At 63.6% G+C, this 17584-nt stretch carries 25 protein-coding genes; 6 read left to right on the top strand and 19 right to left on the bottom strand.

All coding sequences use genetic code 11. From position 1 onward, the window contains the following. Positions 1–14: 14 nt before the first annotated feature. The 19 genes from BLO63_RS19340 to BLO63_RS19250 all read right to left on the bottom strand — a co-directional run bounded on the left by BLO63_RS19340 (position 15) and on the right by BLO63_RS19250 (position 13554). Positions 15–428, bottom strand: a complete 414-nt coding sequence (locus tag BLO63_RS19340; RefSeq protein ID WP_091444153.1) for a minor capsid protein — start codon at positions 426–428, stop codon at positions 15–17. After that, positions 425–898, bottom strand: coding sequence for an HK97 gp10 family phage protein (locus BLO63_RS19335; protein ID WP_091444150.1), 474 nt, complete (start codon positions 896–898; stop codon positions 425–427). The genes BLO63_RS19340 and BLO63_RS19335 overlap by 4 nt, the downstream gene beginning before the upstream one ends. Continuing rightward, positions 895–1239, bottom strand: a complete 345-nt coding sequence (locus tag BLO63_RS19330; protein ID WP_091444147.1) for a hypothetical protein — start codon at positions 1237–1239, stop codon at positions 895–897. Before BLO63_RS19330 ends, BLO63_RS19335 begins: the two co-directional genes overlap by 4 nt. Continuing rightward, positions 1232–1993 (bottom strand): hypothetical protein, encoded by a 762-nt coding sequence (locus tag BLO63_RS19325; RefSeq protein WP_091444144.1) that lies wholly within the window; start codon positions 1991–1993, stop codon positions 1232–1234. Before BLO63_RS19325 ends, BLO63_RS19330 begins: the two co-directional genes overlap by 8 nt. Next, positions 1990–2790: a hypothetical protein gene (locus BLO63_RS19320; protein ID WP_091444141.1), complete on the bottom strand. Its 801-nt coding sequence runs from the start codon at positions 2788–2790 to the stop codon at positions 1990–1992. Before BLO63_RS19320 ends, BLO63_RS19325 begins: the two co-directional genes overlap by 4 nt. Positions 2791–2793: 3 nt before the next feature. Then, entirely contained in the window at positions 2794–3447 is a 654-nt protein-coding gene (locus BLO63_RS19315) for a hypothetical protein (protein WP_091444138.1), read from the bottom strand. A 90-nt stretch (positions 3448–3537) separates the two neighbouring features. Next, entirely contained in the window at positions 3538–4440 is a 903-nt protein-coding gene (locus BLO63_RS19310) for a major capsid protein (protein WP_091444136.1), read from the bottom strand. 120 nt (positions 4441–4560) lie between these two features. Next, a complete protein-coding gene (locus BLO63_RS19305; RefSeq protein WP_091444134.1) occupies positions 4561–5487 on the bottom strand; it encodes a DUF6651 domain-containing protein in 927 nt (308 codons plus the stop codon). A 78-nt stretch (positions 5488–5565) separates the two neighbouring features. Next, complete coding sequence (locus BLO63_RS21220; protein ID WP_205409369.1) at positions 5566–7203, bottom strand: hypothetical protein; 1638 nt, start codon at positions 7201–7203, stop codon at positions 5566–5568. 60 nt (positions 7204–7263) lie between these two features. Then, on the bottom strand, positions 7264–8532 hold the full coding sequence (locus BLO63_RS19295; protein ID WP_091444132.1) for a phage terminase large subunit: 1269 nt from the start codon (positions 8530–8532) through the stop codon (positions 7264–7266). Beyond that, positions 8529–9209 (bottom strand): helix-turn-helix domain-containing protein, encoded by a 681-nt coding sequence (locus BLO63_RS19290; RefSeq protein ID WP_143007094.1) that lies wholly within the window; start codon positions 9207–9209, stop codon positions 8529–8531. Before BLO63_RS19290 ends, BLO63_RS19295 begins: the two co-directional genes overlap by 4 nt. Positions 9210–9371: 162 nt before the next feature. Further along, the gene (locus BLO63_RS19285) at positions 9372–9623 is read right to left on the bottom strand and encodes a hypothetical protein (RefSeq protein ID WP_091444128.1); all 252 of its coding nucleotides are present in this window, start codon (positions 9621–9623) and stop codon (positions 9372–9374) included. Continuing rightward, on the bottom strand, positions 9620–10492 hold the full coding sequence (locus tag BLO63_RS19280) for a hypothetical protein (protein ID WP_143007093.1): 873 nt from the start codon (positions 10490–10492) through the stop codon (positions 9620–9622). Before BLO63_RS19280 ends, BLO63_RS19285 begins: the two co-directional genes overlap by 4 nt. Beyond that, positions 10489–10770: a hypothetical protein gene (locus tag BLO63_RS19275; protein ID WP_091444120.1), complete on the bottom strand. Its 282-nt coding sequence runs from the start codon at positions 10768–10770 to the stop codon at positions 10489–10491. Before BLO63_RS19275 ends, BLO63_RS19280 begins: the two co-directional genes overlap by 4 nt. Further along, entirely contained in the window at positions 10770–11072 is a 303-nt protein-coding gene (locus BLO63_RS19270) for a DUF2829 domain-containing protein (protein WP_091444118.1), read from the bottom strand. Before BLO63_RS19270 ends, BLO63_RS19275 begins: the two co-directional genes overlap by 1 nt. Then, positions 11069–11728, bottom strand: a complete 660-nt coding sequence (locus BLO63_RS19265) for an ATP-binding cassette domain-containing protein (RefSeq protein WP_091444116.1) — start codon at positions 11726–11728, stop codon at positions 11069–11071. The genes BLO63_RS19270 and BLO63_RS19265 overlap by 4 nt, the downstream gene beginning before the upstream one ends. After that, the gene (locus tag BLO63_RS19260; protein WP_091444114.1) at positions 11728–12144 is read right to left on the bottom strand and encodes a hypothetical protein; all 417 of its coding nucleotides are present in this window, start codon (positions 12142–12144) and stop codon (positions 11728–11730) included. Before BLO63_RS19260 ends, BLO63_RS19265 begins: the two co-directional genes overlap by 1 nt. A gap of 10 nt (positions 12145–12154) precedes the next feature. Then, positions 12155–12829, bottom strand: a complete 675-nt coding sequence (locus tag BLO63_RS19255) for a ParB/Srx family N-terminal domain-containing protein (RefSeq protein ID WP_091444112.1) — start codon at positions 12827–12829, stop codon at positions 12155–12157. Continuing rightward, positions 12826–13554 carry a ParB/RepB/Spo0J family partition protein gene (locus BLO63_RS19250; protein ID WP_091444111.1) on the bottom strand — a complete coding sequence of 243 codons (729 nt, stop codon included), beginning with the start codon at positions 13552–13554 and terminating at the stop codon, positions 12826–12828. The genes BLO63_RS19255 and BLO63_RS19250 overlap by 4 nt, the downstream gene beginning before the upstream one ends. Before the next feature lie 79 nt (positions 13555–13633). Between BLO63_RS19250 and BLO63_RS19245 the strand changes: the two genes are divergently transcribed. From BLO63_RS19245 to BLO63_RS19220, 6 genes are all read left to right on the top strand, one after another. Next, complete coding sequence (locus BLO63_RS19245) at positions 13634–15229, top strand: DEAD/DEAH box helicase (RefSeq protein WP_091444110.1); 1596 nt, start codon at positions 13634–13636, stop codon at positions 15227–15229. Next, entirely contained in the window at positions 15226–15456 is a 231-nt protein-coding gene (locus tag BLO63_RS19240; RefSeq protein ID WP_091444107.1) for a hypothetical protein, read from the top strand. The genes BLO63_RS19245 and BLO63_RS19240 overlap by 4 nt, the downstream gene beginning before the upstream one ends. Before the next feature lie 99 nt (positions 15457–15555). Further along, positions 15556–16104: a hypothetical protein gene (locus tag BLO63_RS19235; protein ID WP_091444105.1), complete on the top strand. Its 549-nt coding sequence runs from the start codon at positions 15556–15558 to the stop codon at positions 16102–16104. A 157-nt stretch (positions 16105–16261) separates the two neighbouring features. Beyond that, positions 16262–16504, top strand: a complete 243-nt coding sequence (locus BLO63_RS19230; RefSeq protein ID WP_091444102.1) for a hypothetical protein — start codon at positions 16262–16264, stop codon at positions 16502–16504. Between the two features lie 60 nt (positions 16505–16564). After that, a complete protein-coding gene (locus tag BLO63_RS19225) occupies positions 16565–17215 on the top strand; it encodes a ParA family protein (protein WP_091444099.1) in 651 nt (216 codons plus the stop codon). Beyond that, on the top strand, positions 17212–17478 hold the full coding sequence (locus tag BLO63_RS19220; RefSeq protein WP_091444097.1) for a hypothetical protein: 267 nt from the start codon (positions 17212–17214) through the stop codon (positions 17476–17478). Before BLO63_RS19225 ends, BLO63_RS19220 begins: the two co-directional genes overlap by 4 nt. Positions 17479–17584: the final 106 nt, after the last annotated feature.

Below are 17584 nucleotides of genomic sequence, written 5' to 3'. Positions count from 1 at the left end.
ACACCTGTATGTAGCTATTTCCAGGCCGGCTCGACAGAAAAGGCCGTGCGGAAGTTCAGCGACCACTCGATGGCATTGCCTTCCAGCATCGGAAACTGGATCGGCAGCTGGGCCGGGTAGAACACCGTGATGCGCGCCCTGCCCCGCTCCGCGGTCGCCGGGTGATCTTCCGGGTGCTCGACCAGCAGCGTCTTGATGACCTTGTTGGCGAGCGCCTCGCCCTGGACCGGGTCGGTGTGGCGCACGATCACCTGCAGACGCGGCTTGTGCCAGCCGACAATGTGCGGATCGACGGGGATGCCCTCGAGCGGCATGCGAAAGAGCACGCCAACCGTGCATTCGGCCGGCATGGTGCCGCGAAACAGGCTTTCACCTGGCACGCCAAGGCCGGCGGCGGCGATCTTGTGCTCAAGGATGTCGAAGATCATTGCTCGGTCACCTGCAGAATGGACTGGATGATGTTGCGCTCGAGCTTCGGCTCTTCCGCCACGGCCGCGCGCTCAAGGAATTTCGAGCCGATGACGTGCTCGGGGTTCGCGGCCTGCTTGGCCAGCGTATTCGGACCCATGCCGTTCGTTCGAATGACCCAGTCCTCATAGTGCTCATGAACCACGGAGGCATACTGGTCCAGAGTGATGTAGCCATCACCGCGAAGCACCTCGCCCGTGCCGCCGGCGACGATGTCGATCTGCAGGCGGCCGCGCGTGCCATAGCTCTTCTCGATCCGGATCGACTCCTCCAGCAGACCCGTATCGCGAGGCACCAGGATCTTGGCCACCTTCACGATGCGCTCGGCCGAGCGCGTCATCTGCTTGCGTGCGGTCGAGGGCACCGTGTCGGCGATGTTGCGCAGACGAAGGATCGCCGGCGCCAGGCCCGTGACCTTCATCTTGATCACGGCAGCAGCTCCATATCGCACTCGAAATGGTCGATGACGCCGGCGACCGAGCGCCGGGTGTGCTTGGTCTCGATGCGGTAGGTCTGACCGTCGAACTCGAAGCGATCGCCGATCTCGATCTTCACGAAATTGGCGACGAGGATCTTGGCGCGCATGGCGGCCATTTCATCGGCGGCGCCGCGCGAGGCGGAGCTGTCGGCGCGCACCGAGGTCTTCTGGGCACCGACGCTGAGGTTCACCGGCGCGAAGGGGCACTTCACCGGCGGCGCGTAGGTCACCTGGGCATGGACATTCCGGCCGATCTTGCGCGAGAGCCAGCCGACATTGTTGGGCTCAAACATGGCCCGCCTCCATCGACAGGAAACAGGTGCTGTTCGGATGGAAGAAGTGCTCGCACGCCGCGGCGTAGCCCAGCGCGTCATCGCGCAGCGACACCTGACCCTGGGTCTGGAGAACGCCCTCGCTCTCGGTAACCACGGCGATCTCGGCATGGCCGTGATCGGCAGCCGTCATCAGGACCATCTCGTTGTAGGCGGCGAGCAGCGTGTGACGCCAAACGGTGCGAACGAACTTGCGCGAGATCCAGCGATAGGAGCGCCGGTCGTAGAAGGTGAATTCCAGCTTGCCGAAGGAGGACATCCGGTAGTCGAGCATCGCCATGCGCTCATTCATGCGCCGCGTGCGAACGCTCGCGCGAACAGCGAGCGCCGCGGCCTGCAGCTTCTGACGCAGCGTCGCGAGATCGCGCTGCATCTGGGCTGCGATCTCGTTGATGAGATAGCTCTGGGATTGCGCCAGGTGCTCGAGGGCGTCGTCCGACAGGTCAGACGCTTCGATGCTCGCGATCTGTGAAAGCGTCGTCTCGCGTGCGCTCTGGGCAATGGCGCTAAGAGCGCCTTCGATGTGCGCATCCTCATCGGCGATGTGCCGGAGGCTGACCTGATAGGCCGCGGCCATGATGCGGGCCGTAAGAGCGGCCGAACCGAAGTCGTCGGCGCCGAGCGCTTCGTCATAGAGGCGCTGCCACTCCTTCGTGACCAGAGCGTAGCGCTCGGCGGCGCGCTCGGCCTCCTCGCTCAGCCGGTTGGCGATCATGCCCGGAAGATCCGCGAGCTGTAATAGACGTAGCCCTTGAGGTGGGAGAGGGTCTGGGCCGACACGCCATAGTCGACGGCGCCGCCGGCGCCCGGCTGGAGCCGCACGGAGCTTTCGCCGATCGTCTCGGACACGATGCCGGCCCGATGCTTGCGCGCCGTGGTGTCGCCGGCCAGCAGTTCGATCGCCTCCACCAGCTGGGCGGTGCGCAGCAGACGCCGGAAGCGCGCGGGGAACCCGAAATACTCCTCCTCGCTGATATTGTCCCAGGCGCCGCTGATGAGGATGGTCTCCTCCTCGTCGATGATCCGGCCGTGCTCATCTTCATGGGCAAAGCGCAGCGGGATAGCCGAGAGACGGCGAAACGCCTCGATCAGGGCGGCCTGGCGGCGATCGGGCTCGGCATTGTCCCAGGCCGAGGTGTCGGCCATGTCGCGCGCCAGCAGTTCGGCCGCCTCATAGGTGATGAAGGTGTTCTCGAGCAGCGCGAGCCGGAACTCGCCTTCGATCAGATAGGAGAAGGGCCGCCGGATGATGCCGGCAGCCGTGACGATCTGAACCCGGAGGATGCGCGGGCTGGAGAGCTCGCCGGCCGACAGCGCATTGAACGCCGCCGGGATGACGATCTCCTTGTGCCCGAGCTCGGTGTCGAAGGGCAGGTCACCGAAATCGACCAGGAGCCGATCCTCGCCGTCATAGAGAGCCGCGCGGATCGCGCTCGGTAGCACCGGCGCGCCGTTCAGGTCCGTGAAGGCGACGGTCAGGCGAACCTCATAATCCTCCGGATAGACGTTCATGGATCACTCCTGACCGTCGTCGCTGATCGCTGCGGCGAGATTGCCGGTCGCCGCGGCCTCCTCGAGCGACACCTCGGTCGTCTCGATCTGGGCTTCGGTGAAGTCCTCCTCCACTTCAGCAGCGGGCGCAGATGCGGGCGTCTCCACCGGAGCGGGCTCGGTGGCCGGCGCCGGTTCGCTCTGCATCCGCTGATCACGCTTGAGGATGAACTTGGCCTGGGCGTCGAGGATCATCTCGATCAGGATCGGAATGGAGCGGCTCTTGACGTTCCACTTGTCACCGATCGCGCGCAGACCCTTGATGCCGGACTTGTCGGCCACAGCCTCGAGCTCAGGCTTGGTGTGGAACTCGGTCGGGGCCTTGTTGGCCGCGGCGGCGGCCATGATGGCCTCAGCCTTCTTGTCAGTCTCCGTCTGCCGCGCAAGCGGCGCGGCGACCGGCGCACGAAGCTGCGCCTCTGTGGCCAGACGATGGGTCACGCCGGCCGGGGTTTCACCGCCGTCGTCCTCGAGCTCCACGAAGTTGGCGACGGAAGCGAGGAGATCGCGGTCGCAGCGATGCAGCTTCAGCACCGAGACGCCCTCGACGAACTCGAACCGGCCGAGGATGCCGGTATAGCCTGCCCACGCGCCGTCGACGATCTTGAGATGCTTCATTGGTTCGTTGTCCATGAAAAGAGGTCCGCAAACAGCAATGGGCGGGATTGCTCCCGCCCATACTATGTATGCACATACTTATGTGCAAGATCAAATGTTGGTAACGCCCTTGAGGCGGGCGACCGCATGCGTGGCCTTGAGCGCCGCGGCGCAATACCACTTCAGACGCCAGCGGGTGCTGTCCTTGCCGAAGTTCAGACCGACCTTCTCGACCCGGATGCCGGCGGCGTCGCCCGCATAGAGGCCGTGGAAGCCATCGGCCTCATTCAGGCGCAGCGCGTAGATCGAGGTCGTGGCGTCGTTGTCGCCCTGCGTCTCGTCGGCGCCGATATAGTCGTTGATGATCACCGGGGTGCCATCATACGCCTTCACCGGGACGCCGAAGTTCTCGATCATCATCATGTCGGCGGTGTTGCCGCCCTGAAGACGATTGAGCTGGCGCAGCGCACGCCAGGTGCCCTGGCGCATCATCAGACAGTCCGCGCCGAGCTTCACCGCGTCCTTCAGCTCGTCGAGCATGGAGTAGGACAGGGCGTTGCCGTTGGCGCCGGCGGTCAGGGTCTGACCCGCGGTCACGAACTTCTTCAGGCCGTCGAACTGCTTCGGATTGACGGCACTGTCGCCGTTCACCAGAGCCTGACGGAAGTCGCGACCGACGCCCTTGGCCTTGGCAGCGAGCTGCACGGCGACCTGGTCGTAAAGGTCGGACTTCACTTCGGAGATGAAGTTGGCGATGTCGACCTGGCCAGCCAGAATCTTGATGCGCGCGGTGACGGGCTCGAAGGTCGCGGTGCTCTCCTCGATGTCGTCATACGGATCGATCCAGCCCGCGCCCGGCAGGGTCTTCTCACGATCATAGGCGTAGACGTCATCCTTGGAGCGGACGAACGGGACAAGGGCGAACAGCTCGTCCTTGTCGATCAGCTCTTCGATAATACCGCGCTGCCGGTCATCTTCCGCCAGCTTTGCGGCTTCGGTCATGAGAAGCGGCATTGGGTTCGGTTCCTATCTTGTCCCGTGGAGAATAAGTATGTGCTCACTTATTATCCAAGAGCGACAGAATGGCAAGGAAAAAAATCCGAACCCAGAACCGAACCCGCTATAATTCTTCGCCTAGTCTACGTCGTTGTCCAACGCAGCGCGAAGACGGGCCATGCCGAACAGGTTATCGGCGCTCTTCTTGGCCGGAGTCTTCAGCAGGTTCTCCGAGCGAGAGCCCGCGCCGGGCGAGATCTTCGCCTTCAGCAGCGTCTCCTTCTCCGGATCGGCGTCGATGATCCGCTTGAATGCTTCATCGAAACCCAGAGGATCGCCCTTTGCATTGACGAGCATCGTGCGATCCTTCGCGCCGGCCGGCTTGTCGTAGCCGACGGTGCGCCCGTCGACGACCTCGAAATGGGCGCCGTAGAGCTTGCGCGACTTGGCCGGCGTCAGGGTCAGATTTTCCTGGATGAACTTGGAGTTGCCGAAGTCATTGCCGACGGTCAGGTCATCGATGCGCTTCTGATCGACCGCGCGGGCGGCGCGCTCAGCCTCAAGTTCGGACTGAAGCGTCGACTTCTCCTTGTTGTGCTCCTCGATCATCATGGCCTTGACGCGATCGAAGTCGCCCTTGGCCTCGGCCGCCGCACGCTCGGCCTCCTCTTCGCGCTTGATCAGGTCGCGCACCTTCTGCGGATCGACGCCGCCATAGGCGGCGAGCGCGGCAGCGGCATCAGTGGCGCGCTTTTCGGCGTCCTTCAGCTTGCTCTTCTTGTCCATCACCTCGCGCAGGAGAGCGGCCTTCTCCTTGCCGTCCTTCGACGTGTCGGAGCCGGCGGCAAGCGCTTCGGCGGCCGCCTCGGCCGCGGCTTCAGCCTCGGCGAGCTCGCGAGCAGCGGTCTCTTCAGCCGCGGCGGCTTCCGCGGCAGCATTCGTCTCATTGGCATCACCGCCGGCGCCGGCGCCATCATCCTTGTCGTAGGCCACACGCGGCATGCCGGGCAGCTCGGGAAAGAACATGCGCGTGGACGCGAGCGCAGTCATGCGAGTCTTCATCATCGGTCTTCTCCTTTGCCCATTATCTCGGGCGCTTCGGTCGTGATGGATCAGTGTCTCGATCCGGTATGCCTTGGTCGGTCAGGACGCCTTGCGGGAAGCGGCGCCCTTGGTCTTCGAGGGGGTGTCAGCCGTCACCTCGCCCTGGCGATTGGGTGACGCAGCAGGCTTGGAGCTGCCGAAGTTGGTCGGAGGGGTGAGAGCGATGTCCGCGTCGTCGAGCCAGGTCTCGATGTCGGCGGCGAGCTTGGAGCGCAGGTCCGCCTTCAGCTGCGGGAACAGCTTGTCGACAAGACCGCGCATCTGCTCGCGCCGGACCTCCACGGGCGCGGCGAGCTTGGCGAGCGCCTCGGCGGTGACGAGATCGTCAACCAGGCGCATCACGTCGAACGTGGTGGGATAGGAGACGAGCTTGTCCTTGGGCGGCGCCTCGCCGGCCCAGGCAAGCACGATGTTGATCAGCTTGTTCTCGACCGACTCGCAGGACTGCGCCTTGGACAGGAGCAGCGAGTTGACGCGCTCGAAGTCATACGCCTTGGCGACGCCCGACGAATTGTCGATACCAACCGCGTTGTCTTCCTTCGTGCGCTCTCCGGCGAGTCCGATCGTGTGGTAGATCTCGTTGATGATCTTGTTGATCACCGTGAGGATCACGCCGGCCTGCTTGGGATCGGGCGAGAGATATTCCGGGCGCGCCGAGCCGGCGGAGGCGTCGAACACGAACACCCGCTTGGTGCCCATCTCCAGCATCTTCTTGTAGGCGTCTTCGCCCGGCAGCAGCGACTGGGCGGGAATAGCCAGCTGCGAGAAGGTCTGGTCCTGGATGATGGCGTCGAGGTTGGACAGATAATTGGCGACGGCGCGGTCCAGATAGGCGATGTCATCGATCAGGCCGGGAACCCGGTAGGGATCCTCACCGATCGTGTGATCGGCCAGCACCACCGGCACCATGCCGAGATCGTGCTGGCGATGCTCGAGCACATTGATGGTCTTCACCGGCACGGAGCGGCCGTTGACGATCTTGGTCTGGCCGGTGTCACGCTCCTCGAACAGCGTAACGTCGGTGCGCGTCCACAGCCGGACGCGGTCGATCAGGTCACCGCTCGAATGGATCGGGTCGGCGTCGTCGCGAACGGTCTCGCGCAGCTTGATCCACAGCAGGCCGCCCGAGCCATCCTCATCCCAGGCATAGTCCAGGATGTCCTTGGTGGCGACGAGATAGGCGTAGATCGAGAACTTCTGCTGCTTGGCCTCGGCGATCGACAGAGCGCGCCGGCGAACCTGACCGCCCTCCCCTGCGACCTCGACCTGATTGACGAAGTTGTTGTCCACCACGATGGCCACGCGGCCGCCAATCGAGTTGGCGACGGAGGCCGAGCGCATCAGCTGGTCGATCGGCAGCCCTGACAGGGTCGCCTTCTTCCAGAAATCCACAATGACCTGGGGCGCATCGGAATTGCGCGAGGCGGATGCCTTGAACAGGTATTTCTGGACGAGCTCGACGACTTCGCGGGTGTGGTTGAAGCGATAGGCCCGGTCGAGACGGGCCTTAAATTCCTTCGAGCCTTCCTTGTAATAGCGGAAGATATTGGTCTCGAACCAGGCGCGGCCGCCGCGATAGGCCGCCTCGAGGAAATACCAGTGATGAACAAGATCGGCATAGGCCGGGTGCCGGCGCTCGTAAAACGCCCGCAGAACATCCTGATCTGGACCCGACATTGTTCAATCACCCTGCCTAAAGAGCCGTCATAATAAGTATGTGCTCACTTATAAGCAAGCTCAAAGAGATATGCCGAGGATCTTCGGCTTGATCACCGGGTGCCGGAAGTCAGCGTAATAGCCGAAAGCGTCCGCCGCGTGCTCGGTGCCCTTGCTCTTGTCGACCTCGCGCGAGCCTTCCTTGTAGATGGTCTGCTCGAGGCTATCGATGAACTTGCGGCACTTGCGATCGACGCGCAGGCGGACCTGACCCTCGGCCGTGCGCAGCAGGCGATTGACGGCGTTCACCCGGTCCATGACCAGCGGATGCTTGCGCTTGTAGTAGATGTTGCGGAAGCCGGCCTCGCGCAGAATGTCGAGCGAGGACTCGCCACGGTCATGGTTGCGATTGTTGCCGGCCGGATCGGGATAGATCGAGAGTGCGTTCATCCGCTTCCAGTAGCGCCGGCCGAGCTCGTCGGCCGCTTCCTGGGTGTTGGAGCCCGGCAGCACCGCCTCATCCACCACCCAGATCTCGCCATTGTGCTGCTCCTGGATGATGATCATCGACATCGGGTCGATGTTGAAGTCCATGCCGACATAGATCGGTAGCGCCGGATTGTAGGGATAGTCGCCCACATGCTCGCCGCGCTCGAACGGGTAATAGACCCGGCCGGACATGGTCTCGAAGCTCGCCTCGAACTCCTGGCGGAAGGAGCGCGGATCCATGTCGCGCCGGGCCTGACGGATCTCGCTCTTCGGGATGAAGGGCGAGGTGATGGTCGGGAACTGCCAGCTCTTCCAGTCATTGGGCACCCGGCGCCCGCGCTCATCCTCGACGATGGCGCCGCGCTGACCGAGCACATAGATGGCGTGGAGCCAGTTGAAGTTCTTCGGGGTGGCGATGAACAGCGCCCGGCCGCCGGTGCTGGCGAGCGTGGGGCGCAGCACCAGCTCCCAGGTCTCCTGCTTGACGTCCTGGGCCTCGTCCATGACGAGGAAGTTCAGGCCGACGCCGCGCAGCGTGTCGGGCTTGTCGGCCCCCTTGAGATGGATGCGCGAGCCGTTGATCAGCCAGATGACCATACGGGTCTCGTGGATCTTCAGGACCCACTGGGCCGGGATCGACGCCTTCAGGTCGTCCCAGAGAATGTCGCGCGCCATCTGATAGGTCGGCGCCACATACCAGACCAGCTGCTTCTGCTTTTCGGTGGCGAAGCGGATCAGGGAGATCTTGGAGAGCTGCGTCTTGCCCCAGCGCCGGCCGGCGACGATCACCCGGAAGCGCCGGGGATCGCGCAGGACCAGCTTCTGGAGCTTGTGCAGCTTCAGCGAGAGCCCGCTCCTCACGGCGAGCCCTCCTCGCCATCCTCATCATTCTCCGCGAGCATGTCGGCGACCGTCGCATCCTCGGGGAGCGCGCCGATGTTCTTGTGGTGCTCGAGGATGTCGTCGTCGGTGAGATCCTCGATCGACAGCGAGGGCAGCGTGGTCTCATCGACATGGTCGTTGGCCTGCAGCAGCTCGATGCTGGCGGCGATGTTGTCGATCAGCAGCTTGTTGTAGCGGGCGAGCGCCTTCAGATCGTCGTCGATATGCGCCATCGGCCGCGGAGGCGTCGCGCGCAGGTTCTCCGACATGATCTTGCGGCCGATCAGGCGCGCTTCCTTGAGCGCCTGGTAGCCGTTCATCCGGGTCTCTTCGATCCACTCGGCGCGCCGGTCGGCGAAGCGCTCGATGGTGGCGCCGGCGGAAACACCCGTCGCCGCGACCGCGGCCTTCTTGGCCGCAGCAGCCAGCTCATGGGCCCGCGAGCCCTTCTTAGCGCCGACATCCTTGAAACGCCGGGAGAGCGTCTGGCGCGAGATCTTGTAGGTGGTGGCGAGCTCGCTCAGCCCGGCCTTGCCGAGCTCATAGAGCTCCCGGATCTCGGCAAACTCGGCATCGGTCAAACGCCGGCCGGGACCGGATGCGTCTTCAGCGCCGGTTCCTTCAACCTCGTTCTCTTCCTCCGCCGGAGACGTCATCTCTTCACCATGTAAGTTACCGCATACGTATTTCCAACGCCGGAGAGTTGGACCAGGAAATCCCGTTCCTTCGCCTGTCTATATACTAATATAAGTATGTTGTAACTTATATTCTATTATAAGACAGGCGAAGGAACGGGATGAGGTTCCGGCGTTGGATCCTCATGCGTGCTCTGGAAGCACATAGAAATCCACATACGCCTGCGGCGTTGGACTGTAGATCACGTTCCGGCCCACTCTCTTCTTCACCAGGATGCCGTGCGCGACGAGGAAGCGAAGCGAGACACGGGTCGCACCCTCGCTGCACGCAAAGGAGACCTTCTGGTTGATCTCCTCGGCGGTGTAGAGCTTGCACCTGGCCACACCGGCCAGGATGAGGCTCATGATCTCGCGCTGCTTGCGGGTCTTGATCACAGGCGCAGCCTCTCGCTTGGCCCCTGCCGGTCGAACTGGGTCAGAGCGAGGCGCTCAGGAACGCTGCCCTTCGGGTCCGGGCACTTCCAGATCCCATACATGGGCGAGGCAAGCCCGATCTGCTGAATGCCCTTCACCGCATCGCGCAGGCTCATCGACGCCCGGCGCTGCTCCATCGCCGCGCCGCCATTGGAGGTGTTCTCGAGCGCTGAGTTGCGGAAATAGAAGTCGGTGCAGATCTCGGCGAGCCGCTGCTGCTCGGCCGGCGGCTTGGCAGCGATCTCGGCGAGAATGGCCTCGAAATCCTGCGGGCTGGCGGCAAAGTGCGAGCGGAAGAACCGCAGCACCTGGTCATACTTGTTGGCGTTCATCGGCTTGACGAACTTGAAGCCGGCCTTCTGGCCGAAGGCGTTGAACTTCGACATGGACGACTGGATCTCCATGAAGGTGTTGCCCTCCATGCGCGAGACCAGGTTCATCATCCGGTAGCCGGCGCCGATGCCGCGGAACATCGTGTCGATCACGAAGCGCGAGATCACCCGGAAATTGGCGTTGATGTAGTGGTAGCGGTTGGTGTTGGTCAGCCGCGTGTCGCCCGAGCGTGGCTTCAGGTTCGGGAACACGATGTGCCGCTCGCGCAGCATGCCCTTGGGCGTGCCGGTGACGAGGACGCCGATGGTCTGGCCGGCGAGCACCAGGCGCCAGAAGCGCGGGCCAATGGGCAGCTTCTCGGCCTTGTAGTGGAGATCGTGGAGCAGATACCAGTCGTCGATGGTTCCGCGCTCCACGAACATCTCGTCCGCGAGCGAGAAGAACGCGCGAGGGCTGTCGATGCGCTCGATCAGTGTCTCGGTGTCAGAAAGCATCACGGCGCCAGCCCTCGCTCATCCCTGTCGATCCCTGCTGCGTCCGCGCGATCATTGCTCTGCATGTCGCGCTCGCGTCGCGTCTCCCACCAGCGCAGCGTGTTCCCGCAATGGTCGCGGTCGAACAGGTCGGCCAGCTGGCAGAAGACGCAGCCCCACCCTCGCCCGGCTCGCCGTGCCTTGGCCGCGCGGTAGCAGAGCGTCTCGGTCGGCTGCCCGGCGAGCAGCGCGTTGACGAGGACACTCAGCGCCGTGCCGAGAGTGAGGAGATAGCCGCGCATCAGCCGGGATAGACCACCCAGTCCTCGGCCAGCAGGTCGGTCTGGGAGGCGAGCCAGCCGGTGACGCGCGAGCCGTCGGCGGCCTTCAGGCTGAGATGCGGCATGCGGACGGTCGTGCCCTCATGGCCGACCTCGAACAGCAGCGAGGAGACGCCATTGATGGTGCCGCGCTCGGCAAGCTGGTGGAAGCTGGTCGGCGCCGAGCCATGCTCGAGATAGACGAACATGCCCTTGCCGTTCCAGGACCCGCGCGCTGCCCGATAGCCGAGCTTCACCTGCTTCAGTGCTTCGCCGAAATTCATGCTGCTTCTCCAAGCTGAGCGACACCGCGCTCGGTTTCGACTTTCTCGCGGAAGCGCTTGGTCACGATCAGGCTGGGCGCCAGCTCGTCCTTGAGATCGGTGTGGGTGGTGGCGACCATGAGCGTCTTGCCCATGCGTCGGGCGACCTTGGTCATGTTGAAGGCGACGACGCGGGCGGTGACGCGGTCGAGCACGGCGCCGAACTCATCGGCGATCCAGGCATCGGCGTCGGATTCCATGACCTTGGCGAGTTTGAGCCGATAGCGCTGGCCGTCCGAGAGCTCGCTGGGCTTGCGGATGTAGATCCAGGCGTCGGAGATGCCGGCCTTGGCCAGGAGATCGGTCGCCTCGCTGATGGTGCGGCCGACCAGCTCAATGACCGGCTTTTCCTCCAGCACCACCTCGTTGAGGTCGGTGACGCGCAGTCCGTCCCGGCGCATCTGAGTCGCAAGATCCTTCAGCAGGAGCGACTTGCCCGAGCCGGACTGGCCGTTGATGTAGACGACGTCGCCCTGCTCGATCTCGAGCTCGAGGTTGTCATAGACGACGAACTGCTTGTCGGTGAGACCGAGCCCGAAACCTTCGGCGATCTCCAGCACGCGCGGCGTGCGCATGACCGAGGAGGTGAAGGAGCGATTGATGACGTAGCGGGCCATCAGACGTCATCCTCGTAGGCTTCCTCGTAGATCGGCTCCTCCGGCGTGATGATGCTGCCGTCATTGAGCATCTGGGGCAGCATCTGGGCCATGTCGGTGAGCTCGAGGTTCACCGCGTTGAGCGCGCCCGAATAGGCCATGACCTCGACCGGCTTGGCGGAGGCGGGAATGGCGACCTCGGTGAGAAAGACGCCGCTCGGCGACAGCGCGACCACGACAAAGCCGGTGATATCACCCTTCATCAGGCGCTCGCGGATGTCGGTGAGCGCCTGGAGCTGGTGCTCCTCACAGTCGGCCTGCTGCAGGGCCGCTTCGGCGGCATTGATCTCGGCCGCGGCGAGGAGCTCGGCCTGCTCGACCTCGAGCGGCTTGCGGGACTTCAGCGAGATGACATTGCTGGCCGGCATCGGGTCCATAAGTATGCGCTCACTTACGATTGAGGGCGTCGGAAAGGAACAGGATCAGCGCCTCGGGCCCCACCTTGCCGGTCGAGGTCTCGATGGTGCTCATCATTTCGCGGATGGCGCGCGACTGGGCAATGGAGACACGCTTGAAGCCGAAGGCGTCACCGATCGGCGCGGCGACGTCGTCCGTCGCCTCGATCGCCTTGGCGTTCTCCTTCTTCTGCTGCTCGACCGCCTCGCCGACGTCCTCGACGAAGAAGTCGTCATTGACCTCGCCCAGGTCGCTCATGGTGAATTCGAGCTCCTTCTCGTCGAAGCCGATATCGAGGAGCGTGATCTGGGAGCCCTCGAGCTCATCCGCGAGCCGGCGCAGTTCGTCCTGGATCAGCGCCTGGTCGTAATCGGTCGAGGCCACCCGGTTGTCGGCGAGGCGCAGCGCGTCCGCCTCGGCCTTGGTCAGGTCGGCCCGGTGAATGACCGGCACCTTGGTGAGCTTCAGCTCCAGCGCGGCGAGACGCCTGCCGTGGCCGGCGATGATCACGCCATCAACATCGACCACGATCGGCTGAGTCCAGCCAAACTTGGTGATTGCCTGGGCAAGCTTCTTCACCTGCTCCTTGGGGTGCTTCTTGGCGTTCGCCTCATAGGGGATGATCTTCTCGATATCCCAAATCTCGATCGACGACGTGTGGCTCATGACGCGATTTCCTGGAGCGCGGCGTCGATCTCGTCTTCGTCCGCGAGGTGAACGGGCTTGGGCAGAAGGCTCTGCAGCAGGTGAACGAGAGCGTCGCCGGCATTGGTGAGGTCGTCGGCCGTGGTGAGGCCCTGCTCCTTCTGGGTCCGGGAGATCAGGGCAGTGACGCGCTCGGCGTCGCCCAGGCTGAGCTTGAAGCGCATCACGGCATGGGTCTTGGCCGGGCGGGTGACGGGACCTTCCTCCTCGGCGGCCTCGGCCTCGCGCTCGAAGCTCTCGTCAATTTCCAACGAGTCCAGCGCTATATCTGATGCAGAGAAGATCGCATTCAGATCGGTCTCGCCGTAGGGAAGGAATTCTTGCAGCTCATCCGCATCGCCGAGCTCCTTCAGAAGTTCGGCGAAGGACAGCGTGTCATCGGCGCCGTAGCGCGCATTGTCGATGACGCCGATTTCCTTGGCCTGCTTCTCGCTGATGAAGCCGAGATTGCAGATCGGGACCTCGGTCATGCCGAGTTCCTTGGCCTGCTCCCAGCGATGCTCGCCGCCGATGATCTCGTAGCCCGCAACATCCTTCACCTGGCGGACGACGATCGGCTTGAACAGACCGTTGCGCTCGATCGAGGCGCGGATCTTGGCCTCATTGTCGGCGGCGACGCGGTTGGTGTTCCAGGGATTCGGCCGCAGGAGCCCGACGGAAACGCTGGAAAATTCAGGCTTGAGCATGCGGAATAGGTCCAAATGATGTATGTGCTTACTTACTATATTCGGACCACAAGGCAATAGGCAACCCGAAGGAATCTCCATGGCCACCGTCCAGCTCGCTCATAATGCGGTCGTTGCGAAGCTGATCGACCCGTCCCGCGAGGTCGCCGCATTCGCCACATCGCTGCTGTCCTATCAGGTCGATGCGGGGCTGGGCGGCTCCTGGAGCGGCAAGTCGTCCTTCTACGACGTGATCACGAACACCTTTCCGGCCGGCTTCGTGCATCTGATGCAGGCGGAGCTGACGCGCATCGGGCACACGGTCAACCGTATCTGCCGGCCGCATGCGAGCCCGCTCGGTCCGGAGAATCCGATCGTCGACGAGTTCGGCAATGACGATCCCGACTACGACTACCAGATGAAGGCGCTGCGCCAGGTCGAGAAGCACGGGGCCGGCATCATTCGGGTGGCGACCGGCGGCGGCAAGTCGAAGATCGCCAAGCTGATCATGGCGCGCTACCGACGCATGACGCTGTTCCTGACCACGCGCGGCATTCTCCTCTACCAGATGGACGACCAGCTCAAGGCGATCGGCCTCAACACCGGGCAGATCGGCGACGGCGAGATGCGCGTCGTGCGCGGCGTCAATCTCGGCATGGTTCAGACGCTGGTGCAGGCGCTGCAGGTGCCCGATCTCGGCGTCGAGCGCCGGGCGATCGTGAAATCGATCCACCTGTCGAAGAACAAGAACGCCGACATGAGCAATGAGGAGATCACCCGGCTCGCCCAGGAGGCGTTCGATCGCAAGACGCGCCGGCGCAACGAGGTGCTCCAGATCCTGTCCCTGATCGAGGTCGTCATCGGCGAGGAGGCGCACGAGGCCGGCGGCGACAGCTATTACGAGATCCTGCGCCACTGCAAGAACGCCACGATCCGGGTCGCGCTCACGGCGACGCCGTTCATGCGCGACTCGGCGGCCGACAATATGCGCCTGATGGCCGCCTTCGGGCCGATCCTCATCAATATCCCCGAGGAGCTGCTCATCCAGCGCGGCATTCTCGCCAAGCCGATCTTCAAGTTCGCCGACGTGCCCGCGCCCGAGAAGCTGCGCAAGACCTCGCCCTTCGAGCGCGCCTATGAGCTCGGCTATGTCGAGAACCCGCACATGCACGCCCAGGCCGTGACCGACGCCAAGATGGCCGCGATCTACCGGCTGCCGGTGCTCACGCTGATCGCGCGCAAGAAGCACGGCACGAACCTGCTCAAGCTCTACAAGGACGCCGGGCTCACCTACGAGTTCCTCAAGGGCGAGGATGACCAGGACGCCCGGCGCACCCAGCTCAAGCGCCTCGCCGCCGGCAAGCTCGATGGCGTGATCGGCACCACCATTCTTGACGTCGGCGTCGACGTGCCGGCGATCGCCCTCGTCCAGCTCATCGGCGGCATGAAGGCCGAGGTGCAGCTGCGCCAGCGGATCGGCCGCGGTCTGCGGCGCAAGAAGCGCGGGCCGAACGTCACCTTCATCGCCGACTACAGCTGCAACCTGAACACCTATCTGCGCGACCACGCCCGGCAGCGCGAGAACATCGTTCGCAACACGCCCGGCTTCGTCGAGGGCATTCTGCCGGCCGGGCAGGACTTCGACTGGTCCATCTTTGCTGCCAACCGCGGCGCCGCTGAAGGAATTGCCGCATGAGCGCCCTCCCCTCCCGCAAGATCGACCCGATCCACTTCTTCAACGAGCTCGGCGAGCCGGTCGTCACCCTCGCCTGGCTCTCGGAGGAGAATGATCGGCTCACCGACGAGAATGAGGAGCTGCGCGGCAAGCTCGCTCGCATGGTCCGGCGGCTGAAGCTGCTGGGCGCCGGCGAGGCCGAGGACGACGCCGACGATACAGAAAGCGGTAATCACAGCGTTAGCTAGATGCAGGTCTAGCTGAATAGCTGGTTCTGCATCGGGAAAATCAAGCTCTGAGGGGCACCGATATAAGTAAGCAATCACATACTTTGTTGAGAGCTTGCTATGCCCTTCCCTCCCCGTCTCGTCGCCCTGTGCGGCAATCCCACCTCCGGCAAGACCGAAGCCGCGCGCATTCTCGCCGAGTTCGGCTATGAACTCGTCGATGACGGCCGGCCGCTGCGCCAGATCGCCATCGAGTATCTCGGCCTCACCCGCGACCAGGTCTACACCCAGGAAGGCAAGCTGGAATTCGTCGAGCTGAACGGCCGGCGTATCCAGGTGCGCGAGATCCTCGGCGAGCTCGGCAACGCCTTCGAGGAGAAGTTCGGCGGCGACATCATCCCGCTGATGTCCTCCCGGCTGCTGGATCCGGCCAAGCGCTACGTGTTCGGCTCGGTGCGCCGGAAGCAGGGTCTGTTCTGGCGCAAGCAGGGCGCGCGCGTCCTCGAGATCGTCAATCCCCTCGCCGGCCCTTCCGCCTTCGAGTTCGACAGCTTCGACCGCAGCGCCGTGCATTCGGTGATCATCAATAACGGTCTGGCCCGGCATCTGCCGGTCGAGGAGGCTCGGGCCGATCTGCGGGCCAAGCTCGTGCGCGCGCTGGCCCTGTGATGCAGGTCTATTACCGCGACCAGTTGGTCGGCGAGCTGCGCGTGCCACGCGAGAGCATGGCACGGCGCGCCTTTCGTTGGGTGGTGTCCGATATTCCTGACCCGGGCGACATCTGGGAGATCTATGACACCCCGTCCGGGCCCAGATCGAGGCAAGCGTGAGCAGCTACGAGGTGCCCATTCGCAAGCGGCGCCTCGCCATCGACAACTACCGGCTTACGGTTGATCCGAACGCCCTGGTCCAGTTCGGCCGTGCGAACAAGATCCCGGCCGAGGGATTAACCACCATTAAGGATCCGGTGCGGGACCGGACCATTCTCGAATGGGACTGCCTCGATCTGGGCACCGATGCGGCGACCTATGAAAAGCTGTTCGATTACAAGGACTTCGATCCGGTATAGACATCGTTAACGCAAATCGGGTAGCCATATACAGCTATAGCTGAATAGGTAAATACAGAAATGGCTGACCTGATCATCGGGTGTCTCTCGCAGAAAGGCGGGGTCGGGAAATCGACCATCGCCCGGCTCATGGCCCGCACCTATGCCGCAGCGGGCTGGTCGGTGAAGATCTGCGACTTCAACACGCGGCAGAAGACCTCTGTCGACTGGTGCGCCATGCGCGCGGCTCAAGGCGTCGAACCCATCATCGTCGCCGAGCCCTACAACTCCCCCTCCTCCATGAAGCGCGAGCCTTTCGACTGCGTCGTGGCGGACGGACGTCCGGATTCGGATCAGTCGAGCCTCGAGATCGCTCGCGCGGCCACGCTCGTGGTCGTGCCGACCGGCCTCACGCTGGACGATCTGAAGCCCCAGCTCCTATTTGCCAATGAGCTGGTGGCCAAAGGCATCGCCAGGGAGCGGATCATGTTCGTGCTCAACAAGACCACGGACAGCGACTTGGCGGTGAGCGAAGCGCGGCAATATATCCTGCAGGGGTCGCTCTATCTGGTGGCCGAGCAGGATCTATCCGCCAAAACGGGCTACGCGATGGCCCAAAACACCGGTCGCGCTCCTTCCGAGAGCAAATACCCCAGCCTGAACGACAAGGCGGACACCCTTGCTGCGGAGATCGTCGACCGGGTCAACCGACTGACGGAGAACCGACTATGAGCGAGGAAAAGCCGAAGACGAAGGCGGCGCCGGTGCGGCCGCAGAAGGCGTCTTTCCTAGGCGCGGCCGCGATCGCCGCGGCGCCGAAGGAAGCGGCGAACAACATGAACGGTGAGCCCTACACCGCCATGACCTTCAACATGCCCAAGACCTGGCACCGCCGGTTCAAGGCGACGGCTTCGATGCACGACCTGTCCATGAAGGATCTCCTGATTCAGTCCTTCGAGGCGTGGGAAGCACGGCAGAAGGAGCTGAAGGACTGAGCTGTCGATCATGGGTAGGAGCCCCCACCCTCCCCTCGCAGACTCGGTGATCTCCGGACGTTCGATCGCATCTAGCTCGATAGCTGAACCCAGCTCCAGCTAGATA

Origin of the sequence: Ancylobacter rudongensis (assembly GCF_900100155.1) — a bacterium.
Taxonomy (GTDB): domain Bacteria; phylum Pseudomonadota; class Alphaproteobacteria; order Rhizobiales; family Xanthobacteraceae; genus Ancylobacter; species Ancylobacter rudongensis.
Note: the sequence above shows the minus strand (reverse complement) of the source record. Positions and strands in the feature narration are given on the sequence as shown.